Origin of the sequence: Mesorhizobium sp. LNHC232B00 (assembly GCF_000502435.1) — a bacterium.
GTDB classification, from domain to species: Bacteria; Pseudomonadota; Alphaproteobacteria; order Rhizobiales; family Rhizobiaceae; genus Mesorhizobium; species Mesorhizobium opportunistum.
This window is the reverse complement of the sequence record NZ_AYWP01000003.1, coordinates 426,937-441,389: the sequence shown is the minus strand read 5'-3', so window position 1 is coordinate 441,389 and position 14,453 is coordinate 426,937. Positions and strand designations below refer to the sequence as shown.

At 60.8% G+C, this 14,453-nt stretch carries 13 protein-coding genes; 11 read left to right on the top strand and 2 right to left on the bottom strand.

What is annotated here, in order from left to right; all coding sequences use genetic code 11:
- Nucleotides 1-32 precede the first annotated feature (32 nt).
- Complete coding sequence (locus X743_RS162230; protein ID WP_013896531.1) at nucleotides 33-389, bottom strand: hypothetical protein; 357 nt, start codon at nucleotides 387-389, stop codon at nucleotides 33-35.
- A gap of 322 nt (nucleotides 390-711) precedes the next feature.
- Here X743_RS162230 and X743_RS162235 point away from each other — a divergent pair, with 322 nt between their 5' ends.
- Both X743_RS162235 and X743_RS162240 read left to right on the top strand, forming a co-directional pair.
- Nucleotides 712-2,340, top strand: a complete 1,629-nt coding sequence (locus X743_RS162235) for a fatty-acid--CoA ligase (RefSeq protein WP_023764456.1) — start codon at nucleotides 712-714, stop codon at nucleotides 2,338-2,340.
- An 81-nt stretch (nucleotides 2,341-2,421) separates the two neighbouring features.
- Complete coding sequence (locus X743_RS162240; RefSeq protein ID WP_023764455.1) at nucleotides 2,422-3,207, top strand: DUF1499 domain-containing protein; 786 nt, start codon at nucleotides 2,422-2,424, stop codon at nucleotides 3,205-3,207.
- Nucleotides 3,208-3,248: 41 nt separating this feature from the next.
- Here the strand turns inward: X743_RS162240 and X743_RS162245 are convergent, their stop codons facing one another.
- Entirely contained in the window at nucleotides 3,249-4,154 is a 906-nt protein-coding gene (locus tag X743_RS162245; protein WP_023764454.1) for an MBL fold metallo-hydrolase, read from the bottom strand.
- Between the two features lie 171 nt (nucleotides 4,155-4,325).
- Here X743_RS162245 and X743_RS162250 point away from each other — a divergent pair, with 171 nt between their 5' ends.
- From X743_RS162250 to X743_RS162285, 9 genes are all read left to right on the top strand, one after another.
- On the top strand, nucleotides 4,326-4,916 hold the full coding sequence (locus X743_RS162250) for a biotin transporter BioY (RefSeq protein ID WP_023764453.1): 591 nt from the start codon (nucleotides 4,326-4,328) through the stop codon (nucleotides 4,914-4,916).
- A gap of 64 nt (nucleotides 4,917-4,980) precedes the next feature.
- Nucleotides 4,981-6,006: an NAD-dependent epimerase gene (locus X743_RS162255; protein WP_023764452.1), complete on the top strand. Its 1,026-nt coding sequence runs from the start codon at nucleotides 4,981-4,983 to the stop codon at nucleotides 6,004-6,006.
- A gap of 123 nt (nucleotides 6,007-6,129) precedes the next feature.
- Nucleotides 6,130-7,011: a glucose-1-phosphate thymidylyltransferase RfbA gene (gene rfbA, locus X743_RS162260; protein ID WP_023764451.1), complete on the top strand. Its 882-nt coding sequence runs from the start codon at nucleotides 6,130-6,132 to the stop codon at nucleotides 7,009-7,011.
- Nucleotides 7,012-7,566, top strand: coding sequence for a dTDP-4-dehydrorhamnose 3,5-epimerase (rfbC, locus tag X743_RS162265; protein ID WP_023764450.1), 555 nt, complete (start codon nucleotides 7,012-7,014; stop codon nucleotides 7,564-7,566).
- A gap of 29 nt (nucleotides 7,567-7,595) precedes the next feature.
- Nucleotides 7,596-8,666 (top strand): dTDP-glucose 4,6-dehydratase, encoded by a 1,071-nt coding sequence (rfbB, locus tag X743_RS162270; RefSeq protein ID WP_023764449.1) that lies wholly within the window; start codon nucleotides 7,596-7,598, stop codon nucleotides 8,664-8,666.
- Nucleotides 8,663-9,565 carry a dTDP-4-dehydrorhamnose reductase gene (gene rfbD, locus X743_RS162275; RefSeq protein WP_023764448.1) on the top strand — a complete coding sequence of 301 codons (903 nt, stop codon included), beginning with the start codon at nucleotides 8,663-8,665 and terminating at the stop codon, nucleotides 9,563-9,565. The genes rfbB and rfbD overlap by 4 nt, the downstream gene beginning before the upstream one ends.
- Before the next feature lie 98 nt (nucleotides 9,566-9,663).
- On the top strand, nucleotides 9,664-12,927 hold the full coding sequence (locus X743_RS1000000169790) for a glycosyltransferase (RefSeq protein ID WP_198028417.1): 3,264 nt from the start codon (nucleotides 9,664-9,666) through the stop codon (nucleotides 12,925-12,927).
- Between the two features lie 17 nt (nucleotides 12,928-12,944).
- A complete protein-coding gene (locus X743_RS162280; protein ID WP_023764446.1) occupies nucleotides 12,945-13,628 on the top strand; it encodes a class I SAM-dependent methyltransferase in 684 nt (227 codons plus the stop codon).
- A 4-nt stretch (nucleotides 13,629-13,632) separates the two neighbouring features.
- Nucleotides 13,633-14,418, top strand: a complete 786-nt coding sequence (locus X743_RS162285; protein WP_023764445.1) for a class I SAM-dependent methyltransferase — start codon at nucleotides 13,633-13,635, stop codon at nucleotides 14,416-14,418.
- The last annotated feature ends 35 nt before the right edge of the window (nucleotides 14,419-14,453 follow it).

Sequence of the window (14,453 nt, the reverse complement as noted above, 5' to 3'; positions counted from 1 at the left end):
CGCTATAGCGCTTTCGAGTGTCAGCCGAGGCTTCAGGCGGCGGTTCTGAATGCGTCCATCAGTCCGGCATAGGCGGCTGCAATGCCCGCCACCGGGTTGCTGCTTCTCGAAACGGTCTCGACCTTCAGCGAGCCGCCGCCGGTCGGCAGGGTGAGCAGCAGGAACTGGCGATTGCCGCCGTCGCCGACGGATGCCGCCGCGACATGCTGGCCTTCGCCTCCGCTCTCGACACACATCTTGAACAGCAGCGTGCCGCCGACCGCTTCGAGCGCGCCGCCGACAACTTCAACAAATTCGTCCTCGGAAACAGTCTTTTCGTCCGGCACCAAATCGGCCAGGCTTTCGGCAAGTGTGCTCTCCAGAGCCTTGTCCTCGAGTTGCGCGTCCATGCGAACCTCTTTCAGTCGCCAATCGCACCCCTTTGCCCGTTAACGAAACTTAACGCCGACGATGGCCGGATTGTGGCGGATTTCCCGGTGATTTGGGGGGAGGAGACTGCCGTCACGGCGGTGATTTGGACCCTCCTGCCATCCCCGTGGCACGAGGGATCAGCAGGTCGAAATCCAAAACATGTCGGAATTCAACCGTTTGCCGTTACGGCACGGACTCCGAAATTCGTTGGCCGCGCAAGCGGGTGACTGGACAATCCGCCGGTTCGCTTCACAATGCGCCAAAGCTACGACGCAAAATGCGCGAGGGAGGAGGAACGGGATGCTGGGGCTGATGCAGGAATGGCCGCTGCTGTGCCACAAGCTGATCGACAACGCCGAACGGCAACATGGGGTGCGCGAGATCGTGTCGCGCTCGATCGAGGGACCGATCGTGCGCACCACCTATGCCGACATCCACCGTCGTTCCCTCAAGGTTGCCCAGCGGCTGGAACGCGACGGGTACGGGATGGGCGACCGCATCGCCACGCTGGCCTGGAACACCGCGCGCCACATCGAGGCCTGGTACGGCATCATGGGCATTGGCGCGATCTATCATACGCTCAATCCGCGCCTGTTTCCCGAGCAGATCGTCTGGATCATGAACCACGCCGAGGACAAGGCCGTCTTCGTCGATCTCACCTTCGTGCCGTTGCTCGAAAAGATCGCCAGTGCCGTCAAATCGTTGAAACAGGTGATCGTGCTGACCGACAAGGCGCACATGCCGCAAACCACCTTGCCCAATGCCGTCGCCTACGAGGACTGGCTTGACGGGGTCGATGGCGATTTCGCCTGGAAGACCTTCGACGAAGGCACTGCCGCCGGTATGTGCTATACATCGGGCACGACAGGCGATCCCAAAGGCGTCGTCTACAGCCACCGCTCGAACGTGCTGCACGCCATGATTGCCGCCATGCCCGACGCGATGGGCCTATCGGCGCGCGACACGATCCTGCCGGTGGTGCCGATGTTTCACGCCAATGCCTGGGGCCTTGGCCAGAGCGCACCGATGATCGGCGCCAAGCTGGTCATGCCCGGCTGCAAGATGGACGGCGCCTCGATCTACGAGTTGCTCGACACCGAGAAGGTGACCTTCAGCGCCGCAGTGCCGACCGTCTGGATGATGCTGCTGCAATATCTGGAGGAGACCGGCAAGACGCTTCCCCATCTGAACAAGGTCGTCATCGGCGGCTCGTCCTGCCCGCGTGCGATCATGACGAAATTCCAGGACAATTATGGGGTCCAGGTCATCCATGCCTGGGGCATGACCGAAATGTCGCCGCTAGGAACGCTATGCACCCTGAAGCCCGAATATGCCGGCCTCGAGGGGGAGGCCCGGCTCGACGTCCAGGGCAAACAGGGCTACCCGCCCTTCGGCGTCGAGATGAAGGTGACCGATGACGACAACAAGGAGCAACCGTGGGACGGCAGGACATTTGGCCGGCTGAAGGTGCGCGGCCCGGCGGTTGCCCGCGCTTACTATGGCGGTGTGGGCGCCGAGCAGTTCGACGAGGACGGCTGGTTCGATACCGGAGACGTCGCCCACATCGATGCCGGTGGCTACATGCAGATCACCGATCGCGCCAAGGACGTCATCAAGTCCGGCGGCGAGTGGATTTCGACCATCGACCTCGAGAATCTGGCTGTCGGTCACCCGGATGTGGCGGAAGCGGCGGCCATCGGCGTCCACCATTCGAAATGGGGCGAGCGGCCGTTGCTGGTCGTCGTCGCCAAGCCCGGCAAGGAGCCGACCAAGGCTGGTATTCTCGACTTCATGGACGGCAAGGTGGCCAAGTGGTGGATGCCCGACGATGTCGCTTTCGTCGGCGAGATACCGCATACCGCCACCGGCAAGATCCAGAAGATCACCTTGCGCCAGCAGTTCAAGGACTACCGCTTGCCGACGGATTGACGGGGATGTTGCATGTTTCGGCTTCAAGCCGCCGCGAAAAGGCACTAGACCTCGGTCCGGGTTGGGGCATCGCAGAAGACAATGGTTAGCATTCCCGAACGGCAAACGTCGAAGGCGGCCGGCTGGTCGCGGCGCACGGCCGCATTTTCGGCGGTGCTGTTGCTGACCGACTATGTCGGCCATCGCTTCGGTCTTGTCGAAACGCCAGTGTTCCTGTGGGTGCTGGGCATTGTCGCGCTGCTGGCGGCGCTGGCGCTGTTGTTCGCCGCCTTTGCCTTTTCGAGGCTGTGGAATTTCGGTGATCGCGGCGGCCGCGACCTGACCGTCGGCGTCGTGCTGGCCCTGTTGGTGCTGATCCCCTTCGGCGTTGCCGCCTACTGGGCGACGATCTATCCGCCGCTCAGGGACATCTCGACCGACCTCGAGGAACCGCCGGCGCTCGACATCAGCGACCGGACGAAGGACATGAACGTGCTCTCCCCGCCGACGCCGGGCGAACAGCGGCTGCAGACCGACAGCTATCCGCTTGTCACCGCGCGCAGCTACGACCTGCCCTTCGAGACCATCGTCAACGCCGTTGAAACCGTGCTCGACCGGCGCGGCTGGGACCTTTCCCAGCCATACCCCGACCTCGCCGGGCAGAGCGACGTGACCATCACCGCAGTTGCCTCGAGCTTCGTGCTCGGCCTTCCGGCCGACGTGGCGATCCGCGTGACGGATGACGGGGACACGATCATCGTCGACATGCGGTCGGCGTCGCGTTACGGCCGCTACGACCTTGGCGACAATGCCGCGCGTGTCACCGATTTCCTGGCGGAACTCGATCAGGAAGTCGCCGGCCAGGTCGGTGCGGCTCCAGCCGAATAGTCGGTTTCCTCCGGATATGCGTTTGCGTCCGGGGAAGCCGATCAGGCAGGCGCGAAAATGCCGTCGATGGCGGGGGCGGCGTCTGTCGACACCATGCCGCGCGCCACCAGGTCCTCGAGATGGGCAAGCACCGATAGCCCGGCAGCGCCGTGCAGCCGCGGATCGGTATCACTGTAGATCGCCTTGACCATGTCGGGGATCGTCCGGTCACCGGTCCTGACCCGCTCCAGTATGGCTCGTTCGCGCATCTTGCGATGCGTCTTCAGCCCGCGCATGAAGTTGCGCGGCTCCGTCACTGGTCCGCCATGGCCAGGCAGCAGCAGGCGATCGCCGCGCTCGATCAGCCGGTCCAGCGACGCCATGTAATCGGCCATTGCCCCGTCCGGCGGCGCGACGATGGACGTCGCCCATGCCATGACATGATCGGCCGAGAACAGGATGCCGGTTCCTTCGAGCGCGAATGCCGCGTGATTGGCGGTGTGGCCGGGGGTCAGAACCGTCCGGATCGCCCAGCCGTCGCCGGCGACCAACGCCCCGTCCGGCAGCGCGATATCCGGAACGAAAGCGGTGTCGGCGCTGGCATCTAGCGCATTGGTTTCGCCGGTGTGCAGCGGCCTTGCCGGCCGATGCGGGCCCTCCGCCAGCACGGCGGCGCCGGTGCGCTCTTTCAGCCGCGTCGCCAGCGGCGAATGGTCACGATGCGTATGGCTGACGAAGATATGGCTGACCGGCCTGCCGGCGATCACGTCGAGCAAGGTCCGCAGATGCGCCTCGTCATCCGGCCCGGGGTCGATGACCGCAAGCGTGTCGCGCCCGATGATGTAGGAGTTTGTGCCGTGAAAGGTAAACGGGCTCGGATTTCGGGCCGTGACGCGCCGCACGTCGGCTGCCACGTCTATCCCGTAACCATAGCCGGGATCGAAACTGGTATCGAATTTGAGAGCCATGTCTTTTCGAACGACGTCTTTCGAACCATGTCGGGCACATTATTCCCTGGAACAATGTAGGCACTTTGTTCCAGGAACGGCAAAACCGATTGCCGCATAGCACGCAAGCCAATATAGGAAAACGCTGAGACCGCGATTGTTGGATCGCGACAAATCGGATTGGGGAAGACCATGGCAACTGCAACGACGATGCGCCCGCTTGTTTCTCTGGCTCTGCCGCAAGAAGGCGCGGCGCGACTGGCAACGCAGTTTCTCCTGGCGATTGCCGGAACGCTGCTGCTGACGCTGTCCGCCAAGACCAGGGTGGTGCTGGGTCCGGTCGATATCTCGATGCAGACGCTCGCCGTATTCCTGATCGCCGCCGCCTTCGGCATGCGTCTCGGCGTTGCCACCCTGCTGCTTTATATGGCGGAGGGCGCGATGGGCTTCCCGGTCTTCCAGGGCACGCCGGAGAAGGGTATCGGCATTGCCTATATGGTCGGGCCGACCGGCGGCTATCTCGCTGGCTTCGTCGTCATGGCCGCTATTGTCGGCTGGGCCGCCGATCGCGGCTGGGATCGCCATCCGATCAAGCTTGTCAATGCGATGCTGGTTGCCGAAGTCGTGATGATGGCAATGGGCTTCGCCTGGCTGGCCGTGCTCATCGGTCCGGAGAAGTCCTGGCAGTTCGGCGTCGTGCCGTTCATCGTCGGCGACCTGATCAAGGTTGCGCTCGCGGCGAGTCTGGTGCCGGCCGTCTGGTCGCTGCTGAAGCGCTCCTGAGTTCCCTCAGCAAGCCGGTATACCGTAGACGTCAGGGGTCCACTCCCGGAGACGGTCGTTTCTGATGAAGGTTCTGGTCACCGGCGTCGCCGGCTTCATAGGCTATCATGTCGCCAGGCGGCTCCTGGAGCGCGGCGACGAGGTCGTCGGCGTCGACAGCATCAACGACTATTATGATCCGCGCCTCAAGCGGGCGCGGCTGCGGCTTCTGGCCGAGGCGAGCCGAAGCACCAATGCCGGCTATCATTTCATCCAAGGCAATCTCGCCGACAGGACCGTGGTTGACGGCTGCTTTGCCGACCACACCTTCGACCGGGTAATCCATCTCGCCGCCCAGGCCGGGGTGCGCTACAGCCTGGAAAATCCGCGCGCCTATGTCGAAAGCAACATCGTCGCTTTCACCAACATGCTCGAGGCCTGCCGCCACAGCCGTGTCGGGCACCTGACCTATGCCAGCACCTCGAGCGTTTACGGCGCCAACACCGACATGCCGTTTTCCGAACATCGCCCGGCCGACCACCCGCTGCAGTTCTACGCCGCGACCAAGCGCGCCAACGAGCTGATGGCGCACAGCTACAGCCACCTGTTCGGGCTGCCGACCACTGGTCTGCGCTTTTTCACCGTATACGGTCCCTGGGGCCGTCCCGACATGGCGCTGTTCCTGTTCACCAGGAGCATCTTGGCCGGCGAGCCGGTCAAGCTGTTCAACAACGGCAATCACACGCGCGACTTCACCTATGTCGAGGACATTGCCGAAGGCGTGGTCCGCGCCAGCGACAGCCCCGCCGCGCCCAACCTTGCCTGGGATTCCGGCCATCCGGACCCGGCGACGAGCAGCGCGCCCTGGCGCATCTTCAACATCGGCAACAACAACCCGGTGAAGCTGGCCGCCTATGTCGAGGCGCTGGAAAACGCGCTTGGCCGCAAGGCCGTCGTCGAACTCTTGCCGCTGCAGGCAGGCGACGTGCCCGACACCTTCGCCGACACCTCCGCACTTCAACAGGCCGTCGGCTACCGCCCCGGCACGTCCGTTTCCGAGGGGGTAGGGCGGTTCGTGGAATGGTATCTGGCGTATTTTGGACGGGAATAGCGGGGTCGCTCTTTGCACGAAATAGTCCGCCCGTTTGCGGGACGCCGCATTGACAAGCCATTGCATGAAACCTAAGCACAGGCACTCAAGGCCGGGGGGCTTTGGCATGTCGAGGAGAGCTTCTTGAAAGGAATTATCCTTGCTGGAGGCAGTGGAACGCGTCTTTATCCACTAACGTTAGCAGTCTCTAAGCAGATCCTCCCGATCTACGACAAGCCGATGATCTATTATCCGCTGAGCGTGCTGATGCTCGCGGGGATCCGCGAAATTTTGATTATTTCGACGCCGCGTGATCTGCCGGCTTTCCGTGAGTTGCTGGGCGACGGATCGGAGTTCGGTCTGGCGCTGTCCTACGCCGAGCAGCCTCAGCCCAATGGCCTCGCGGAAGCCTTCATCATTGGCCGGGATTTCATCGGCAAGGACAGCGTCTCGATGATCCTGGGCGACAACATCTATTTTGGCGACGGGCTGTCGCAGCTTTGCCGCACCGCGGCATCGCGTGAGATGGGTGCTTCGGTGTTCGCCTACCATGTCGAGGATCCCGAACGCTATGGCGTGGTGTCCTTCGACAAGGCCACCGGAACCGCGCTGACGATCGAGGAAAAGCCACAGAAGCCGAAGTCCAACTGGGCCGTCACGGGTCTCTATTTCTACGACAATCAGGTCGTCGACATCGCCCCGAACATCCGGCCCTCGGCACGCGGCGAACTCGAGATCACGGCGGTCAACAACGTCTATCTCGAGCGTGGCCTGCTCCATGTTCACCGGTTGGGGCGTGGCTACGCGTGGCTCGACACCGGCACGCATGACAGCCTGCATGAAGCCTCTTCCTTCGTGCGCACCATCGAGCACCGCCAGGGCATCAAGGTCGCCTGTCCGGAGGAAATCGCCTTCGAACAGGGCTGGCTGACGGCGGACAAGGTGCTGGAGCGCGCGAGCCGCCTGGGAAAGAACGAATACGCGGCCTATCTGCGCCGGCGTGTCGCCGATCTTTCGGAGGGGTAGATGCTGGAGGTGAGATCGCTTGGCATCGACGGGGTGCTGGAAATCGTTCCGAAGCGGCATGGCGATGCGCGCGGCTTCTTCATGGAAACCTACAATGCCGAGCGCTTTGCGCAGGCCGGCATCGACCTCGTTTTCGTGCAGGACAACCATTCCTATTCCGCCGCGGCGGGCGTGCTGCGCGGGTTGCACTACCAGCTTGCGCCGCGCGCCCAGGACAAGCTGCTGCGCGTCATCCGTGGCAGCGTCCTAGACGTAGCGGTCGATATTCGCCGGGGCTCGAAAACCTTTGGAAAATGGCTCGCTCTCGAAGTATCGGCTGAAAAGGGCAACCAGATCCTGGTGCCGAAGGGCTTTGCGCATGGCTTCGTGACGCTCGTGCCCGACACCGAGGTCCTGTATAAGGTGACCGACACTTATTCGCCCGAGCATGACCGCTCGATCCGTTTCGATGATCCGGTCATCGGCATAGAATGGCCGTCGCTGGCGAGCGGGTTCCAGCTTTCGGACAAGGATCTCAAGGCGCCGCTGCTCGCCGCCGCCGAGGTGTTTGCCTGATGTTGCCAAAGGTGCGTGAGGACAGCAGCATGAATTTTCTGGTGACGGGCGGAGCCGGCTTCATCGGTTCGGCGGTGTGCCGGCACCTGTGCGCTAATCCGGCCTACCGGGTGACCAATCTCGACAAGCTGACCTACGCGGGCAACCTGGCCTCGCTGCGGCCGATCGAGAATGCCCACAATTACAGCTTCGCCCATGCCGACATCTGCGACGAGCGGGCGGTACTGGACATATTGCGCCGCAACGATATCGACATCGTCATGAACCTCGCCGCCGAGAGCCATGTCGACCGCTCGATCGACGGACCTGGCGCCTTCATCGAGACCAACATCGTCGGCACCTACAAAATGCTCAATGCCGCGCTGGAATACTGGCGTGGCCTTTCCGACGAGAGGAAAAGCCGCTTCCGCTTCCATCACGTCTCGACCGACGAGGTGTTCGGCGACTTGCCTTTCGACGGCGGCATGTTCGTCGAGGAGACCCCTTACGCGCCGTCGTCGCCCTATTCGGCCTCGAAGGCGGCCTCGGACCATCTCGTGCGTGCCTGGCACGAGACCTATGGCCTGCCGGTGGTGCTTTCCAACTGTTCGAACAATTACGGCCCCTATCATTTCCCCGAGAAGCTGATCCCGCTCGTCATCCTCAACGCGCTCGATGAAAAGCCGCTGCCTGTCTACGGCGCCGGCGCCAATGTGCGCGACTGGCTGTTCGTCGAGGATCACGCCCGGGCCCTGGAGCTCATTGCCACCAAGGGCACGCCGGGCGAGAGCTACAATGTCGGCGGCAATTCGGAACGCACGAACCTCGCCGTCGTCGAGACGATCTGCGACCTGCTCGACATCAGGCGTCCCCGCGCCGATGGCAAGCGATATCGCGACCTGATCGCCTTCGTCACCGACCGGCCCGGGCACGACCGCCGCTATGCCATCGACGCCTCCAAGATCGGCCGCGAGCTCGGCTGGGCGCCAAGCGAGAATTTCGACAGCGGCCTGGCGCGGACGGTGGACTGGTTCCTGGACAACAAATGGTGGTGGGGGCCGATCCGCGAGCAGCGCTATGCCGGCGAAAGGCTGGGCGAGGCGCGCAAGGAGGTCGTGTGAGGCTCGTTGTCACCGGACGCGACGGCCAGGTCGCGGCAAGCCTGCTGGAGGTTGGCCAGAGCCGCGCCGATGTGGAAGTCGTCGCCATCGGCCGGCCGGAGTTCGACCTGGCAAGACCCGATATCGTCTTTGACGCCATCTCGGCGGCCAAGCCGGATATCGTCGTATCGGCCGCCGCCTACACCGCCGTGGATCAGGCCGAGGACGAGCCCGATCTGGCCTTTGCCGTCAACGCGACCGGCGCCGGCAAGGTGGCCGAAGCGGCGGCACGGCTAGGCATTCCCGTCATCCATCTTTCGACCGACTATGTCTTCGACGGCAGCGCTCCCGGCGCCTATGTCGAGACCGATGCCACGGCGCCGCTCGGCGTCTACGGCGCGTCCAAGCTCGCCGGCGAACAGGCGGTGGCCGCCGCCAACCCACGCCACCTGATCTTGCGCACCGCCTGGGTCTACAGCCCGTTCGGCCGGAATTTCGTGAAGACCATGCTGCGGCTGGCTGCCGACCGCGACGAGGTCTCGGTGGTGGCCGATCAATGGGGAAACCCGACCTCGGCACTTGATATCGCCGACGCGATCCTGCATGCGGCGGCCATGCTGCACCGCGACAAGGATCTCGTCGCGTTCGGCACCTATCATCTGGCCGGCACGGGCGAGACCAACTGGAGCGGCTTTGCCCGTCATATACTGGACACAAGCCTGGCGTTTGGTGGTCCTTGGGCGCGGGTACGGGACATTGCCACGATGGACTATCCGACCAAGGCGCGCCGCCCCGCCAATTCCAGGCTATCGAGCGCGAAGTTCGCTTCCGCCTTCGGCTGGAACGCGCCGGACTGGCGGCAATCGACGGAAGCGGTGGTGAAGTATCTTGCCGGCGGTGGCGCGGAGGGCGCGGTATGACCGCAGCTACGAAGGGGCGGAAGAACCAGGCTCGTAAAACACAGTCCGGGTTGTACGCCGAACCAATGGACTCTAGCGCGCCAGGTGAGCGTACAGTCTTGGACCTTCCCGAGGCTCTGCTGAACGACGATCTGGCGCCGCTGTTCTGGCGACCGGAGCGGATGGATCAGCCAACAATTGCATGGCTCGGTCACACCCCGTTCGCCCACTGGTTGATCGGCGCCCAACATCCACGCGTTCTTGTCGAGTTAGGCACTCATGCAGGCGTCTCCTACTCTGCTTTCTGCTCCGCTGTCCTGAAGGGAAAGACCGGGACGCGCTGCTTTGCGGTGGACACGTGGAGGGGCGATAAGCAGGCAGGGATCTACTCCGAGGCGATATTTGAGGACTTCAAGCGCTTTCATGACGAGCGCTATGCTGAATTTTCGGAGCTGCTACGATGCACGTTCGACGAGGCGTCGACCCAGTTTGCGGACTCCAGCATAGATCTGCTGCATATCGACGGCCTCCACACCTACGAGGCCGTTCGGCACGATTTCGAACAGTGGTTCTCAAAGCTCTCGGACCGGGCGATCGTCCTGTTCCACGACACAAATGAACGACAGGCAGACTTTGGGGTCTGGAAGTTATGGGAAGAATTGCGGGGCAAATACCCCTCGTTCGAGTTTCCCCACAGTCACGGCCTCGGCGTCCTGCTGGTGGGAAAGAACCCAGCGGAAGCCATTGCCCAATTGTGCCAGCTCGACAGTGCCGACGCGGCGATTGTCCAGCGCCGAATGGAGCTCTTCGGCGATCGCTGGCGCGTCGAAGCGGCGAAGACGTTGGAAATTCAACGTCTCTCTCGCACACTGCCGACCGATGTCAGCGCACTTAACGCGGAATTAGCGGCGGCTCGCAAGCAAATCCGAACCGGTATGCAAGCGCTGGAGAAGGCCAACACAAATCTCGTTGCAAGGGACGAGGACATAGCGGCACTTGAACATAAGGTGCAGGAGCGCGATCAGCAGATGGCACTGTTAAAACGCGAAATCGAACTTGTTCGGACTAGCCGGACTTGGCGTTATGGATCGTTCCTGCGGAGACTTGTGTCATTTCCGAATAAGGCAACTTTTTATGCCGGGCGGAACGTCGCGTTGCGCGCGCTCCACCATTTGGAAGGCGTGCCATCGAGCAAGCGGGCCACGGAGTGGAAGGTAACCGGCGACGATCCGCAGTTCGAACTCCTTTGGCCGGGCTTCGGGCCCTTGGTTCCCGGGCACTACCGGCTCAGCGCGTATGTGCCGGCCGAAGCGGAGGCGTTGACTGACGCGCGCCTTTATGTCGACAGCGGTAGGGGGTACAACGAAATCGAACGGATCGATCTGCGGTTTCGTTCGAACGGCAAAGGTCTGGCCGCGTCGACCTTCCCGCTTAGCGTAGCAGCCTCGAAACTGCGTTTCGATCCAAGCGACCGTTCCACCCAGATCACGATCGGCCGCGTCCGTTTGCGTCGGCTGGCACGGGTTGAATATTATGCTTGCCTCATCGCGAGAATCCTCGCCCGCCACGTGAAAAGCCCTGGTTCCCTAGGGCGGTCTGCCGCGCGTGCCGTAAAACTCTTGAAGCAAAGCGGCCTCCGGGGGTTTGCGGCCACCCTGCGATCAGCGGAGGCACGAGGCGCTCTGGGCAGCGTTACTTATGAAGGGTGGATTGCACTCAATGACACGCCGACTGAACAAGACGTTGCGGATTTGAGCCAGCGGTTGGCTCAGCTTGAGAAGAAGCCGCTCATTTCGGTACTCATGCCAGTCTACAATACGCCGGAGAGACTCCTGCGGGAAGCGATCGAGAGCGTCCGCGCCCAAATCTACGAGAACTGGGAACTGTGCATTGCGGACGATTGCTCGACGGAGCCGCATGTGCGGCGCGTTTTGAACGAATATGCGAAACGCGATCCTCGTATCAAGGTCGTCTTGCGTGACAAGAACGGCCATATCTCGCGGGCATCCAATTCCGCCCTGGAGATCGTCACCGGCGAGTGGGTTGCGATGCTCGACCACGACGATATTCTCCGCCCGCACGCGCTGGCCGAGATCGTTCTGGAAGTCGATCGCCATCCTGACGCCGAACTGATCTATAGCGATGAAGACAAGATCGATTTGGAGGGCAGGCGTTATGATCCATGCTTCAAGCCGGATTTCTCGCGGGAGCTTTTCCGATCCCAGAACTATCTGAACCATCTCACCGTACACCGGGCGGAAAATATCCGCGCCGTCGGCGGCTGGCGACCCGGCTTCGAGGGCAGCCAGGATTATGACCTCAATCTGCGCGTCATCGAGCGCATTGCCCCTGAGAGAATTCGGCACATTCCGAAAGTGCTCTACCATTGGCGGGCGGTGGAAGGCTCGACGGCGCTTGACGGTTCTCAAAAGAACTACGCCTACATGGCGGGGTTGCGGGCGCTGGACGAATACGTCGAGCGCATGGGCATTCCGGCGAGAGCCGAGGAAGCTCCAGGCATACCCTGTTACCGTCTTCGATTTTTCGTGCCCGAGCCACAGCCGCTTGTGAGCCTTATCGTCCCAACGCGTGACAAGGTCGAACTCCTGCGCCGCTGCGTGGAGTCCATCCGCGAAAAGACAACTTACAGGAACTACGAGATTTTGGTGGTCGACAACGGCTCGGTGGAAGAGGAAACCCTTGCCTATTTCAGCGAGTTGAAGGAAGCGAAGAATGTTCGTGTGCTCCGTTACGACAAACCGTTCAACTATTCTGCGATCAACAACTTCGCCGTGGGGAAAGCGAAGGGATCGATCATCGGTCTTGTCAACAACGACATCGAGGTGATCTCGCCGGACTGGCTTACAGAAATGGTCTCCTGGGCCGTTCAGCCGGATGTGGGCTGCGTCGGCGCAAAGCTCTATTATGGTAATGATACGATTCAGCATGGCGGCGTGATTATTGGCTTGGGCGGTGTCGCAAATCATTCGCACAAGCATTTCCCACGCCATCATCCAGGGTATTTTTGCAGGCTGAAGGTCCTGCAGAATCTCTCCGCTGTTACGGCAGCCTGTCTCCTGATCCGCAAAAGCTTGTTCAAAGAAGTCGGTGGTCTCAACGAGGTCGACCTGACGGTCGCCTTCAACGATGTGGACCTTTGTCTGAAAGTACAGGAAGCCGGCTACTCAAACGTCTGGACGCCCTATGCCGAGCTTTACCACCTTGAAAGCGTCTCTCGCGGCGTTGAGGATGCTCCGGAAAAAATGGCGCGTTTCAACAGTGAAATTGCGTATATGCAAAGGCGGTGGAAAAAGATCATCGAGCGTGATCCCTTCTATTCGCCGAACTTGACAAAAGCGCGCGAAGACTTCTCGCTAGGCTGATACCGGAAAGAATAGCAATGGCCGAATTCCATTTCGTCGAAGACTACGAAAAGCACGTCGCGAGACTCATGCGCGATCATCCGATCGACGAGGCGATGTCGCTCGCCGTCGGTGGCGCCTATGACATTATCGGCCGCATTGAAGCCGAAGCCCTCGTCAAGAACGGCTTGCGCGACGGGATGCGCCTTGCCGATGTCGGCTGCGGTTCCGGGCGCACGGCGGTTGCGCTCGCAAGACGCTTGCGCATCGACTATGACGGTTACGATATCGTTCAGGCTTTGCTCGACTATGCCAGGAGCAAGACACCCGAAAAGTATAGGTTCCACATGAACCGAGCGGTGAAACTCCCGGCCTCGGACGCCACATTCGACTATGTATGTGCCTTCAGCCTCTTTACCCACCTTCTGCACGAAGAGACCTTCATTTATATGCGCGATTGTCACCGTGTGCTGAAGAAGGGCGGTAAGCTGCTGTTTTCGTTCCTGGAATTCCACATGCCGCCTCACTGGCAGATTTTCGAGGCGACTGTGATCCAATATGAGGCCGCAGCCCGCCCGACTCTCAACATGTTCCTTGAGCGCGAGGCCATTGAGGTCTTCGCGACCAGGATCGGCTTCAATGTGGAGGAATTCATCGACGCCGACGCGCCGGTTCTCGATGGGCACGCTCTCGGCCAGTCTATGTGCGTGATGGTGAAATAAAAAGATGCGATTCTTCCGGAAGTCTCCCCCAGCGCTAGAGCTTCGCACAAAGAGAATTACTTCGGCACTGAACCTTGCTGGAAAGGGTATCGAATACGGCCCCTTGCACGCGGCACTTTTGCGGAAGCCGAATTACGACGTTTCCTATGTAGACCATGCTGACCGCGCCTCCTTGGCGCAACATTATGCCAACGATCCCAGCGTCGACGTCAGCCTGATACCCGAGATTGACATCGTCACCGGCGGCAAGCTGGTTTCTGAATTTCTCCCAAAGGAGTCGATCGACTACATCGTGGCGTCGCATGTCATGGAGCACGTGCCCGACCTGCTGGGTTGGCTAGAGTCAAATCTCTATGTGCTCAAGCCCGGTGGCCGGATCGCCGTCGCGTTTCCGGATAAACGTTATTGCTTCGATCTGAAACGAAAAAGCAGCATGATTTCTGATCTCGTGGCAGCCTATCTCGAGAAGCGGACGAAGCCAAGCTTTCAACAGGTCTGTGATCATTTCTGGAATGTTAGCAAAGCTAATCCGGTAGATTGTTGGAATGGGAATATCACTGCGGAAAATGCAGAGTATATGATGGATAGGGACAGTATAATAGAAATACTTGAGGATATGCGAAAAAGAGATGAATATATTGATTCGCATTGCTGGGTTTTTGCTGATTTTGAGTTTATGGATCGCATGAATTCGATAAGGGGTATAATGAAAGGTATTTTTGAAATTATGTCTTTCTACCCGACACAGCCGAACACGCTAGAGTTCTACGTTACAATTGAAAAGCTGTAAAAAACTCGGATCTGAATGGCGACTGGGTCAGAGGT

Excerpts from the sequence above, each read along its gene's own strand:
- X743_RS162230 (WP_013896531.1), bottom strand. The coding sequence starts at position 389 with ATGGACGCGCAACTCGAGGACAAGGCTCTGGAGAGCACACTTGCCGAA.
- X743_RS162235 (WP_023764456.1), top strand. The coding sequence starts at position 712 with ATGCTGGGGCTGATGCAGGAATGGCCGCTGCTGTGCCACAAGCTGATC.
- X743_RS162240 (WP_023764455.1), top strand. The coding sequence starts at position 2,422 with ATGGTTAGCATTCCCGAACGGCAAACGTCGAAGGCGGCCGGCTGGTCG.
- X743_RS162245 (WP_023764454.1), bottom strand. The coding sequence starts at position 4,154 with ATGGCTCTCAAATTCGATACCAGTTTCGATCCCGGCTATGGTTACGGG.
- X743_RS162250 (WP_023764453.1), top strand. The coding sequence starts at position 4,326 with ATGGCAACTGCAACGACGATGCGCCCGCTTGTTTCTCTGGCTCTGCCG.
- X743_RS162255 (WP_023764452.1), top strand. The coding sequence starts at position 4,981 with ATGAAGGTTCTGGTCACCGGCGTCGCCGGCTTCATAGGCTATCATGTC.
- rfbC (WP_023764450.1), top strand. The coding sequence starts at position 7,012 with ATGCTGGAGGTGAGATCGCTTGGCATCGACGGGGTGCTGGAAATCGTT.
- rfbB (WP_023764449.1), top strand. The coding sequence starts at position 7,596 with ATGAATTTTCTGGTGACGGGCGGAGCCGGCTTCATCGGTTCGGCGGTG.
- X743_RS162280 (WP_023764446.1), top strand. The coding sequence starts at position 12,945 with ATGGCCGAATTCCATTTCGTCGAAGACTACGAAAAGCACGTCGCGAGA.
- X743_RS162285 (WP_023764445.1), top strand. The coding sequence starts at position 13,633 with ATGCGATTCTTCCGGAAGTCTCCCCCAGCGCTAGAGCTTCGCACAAAG.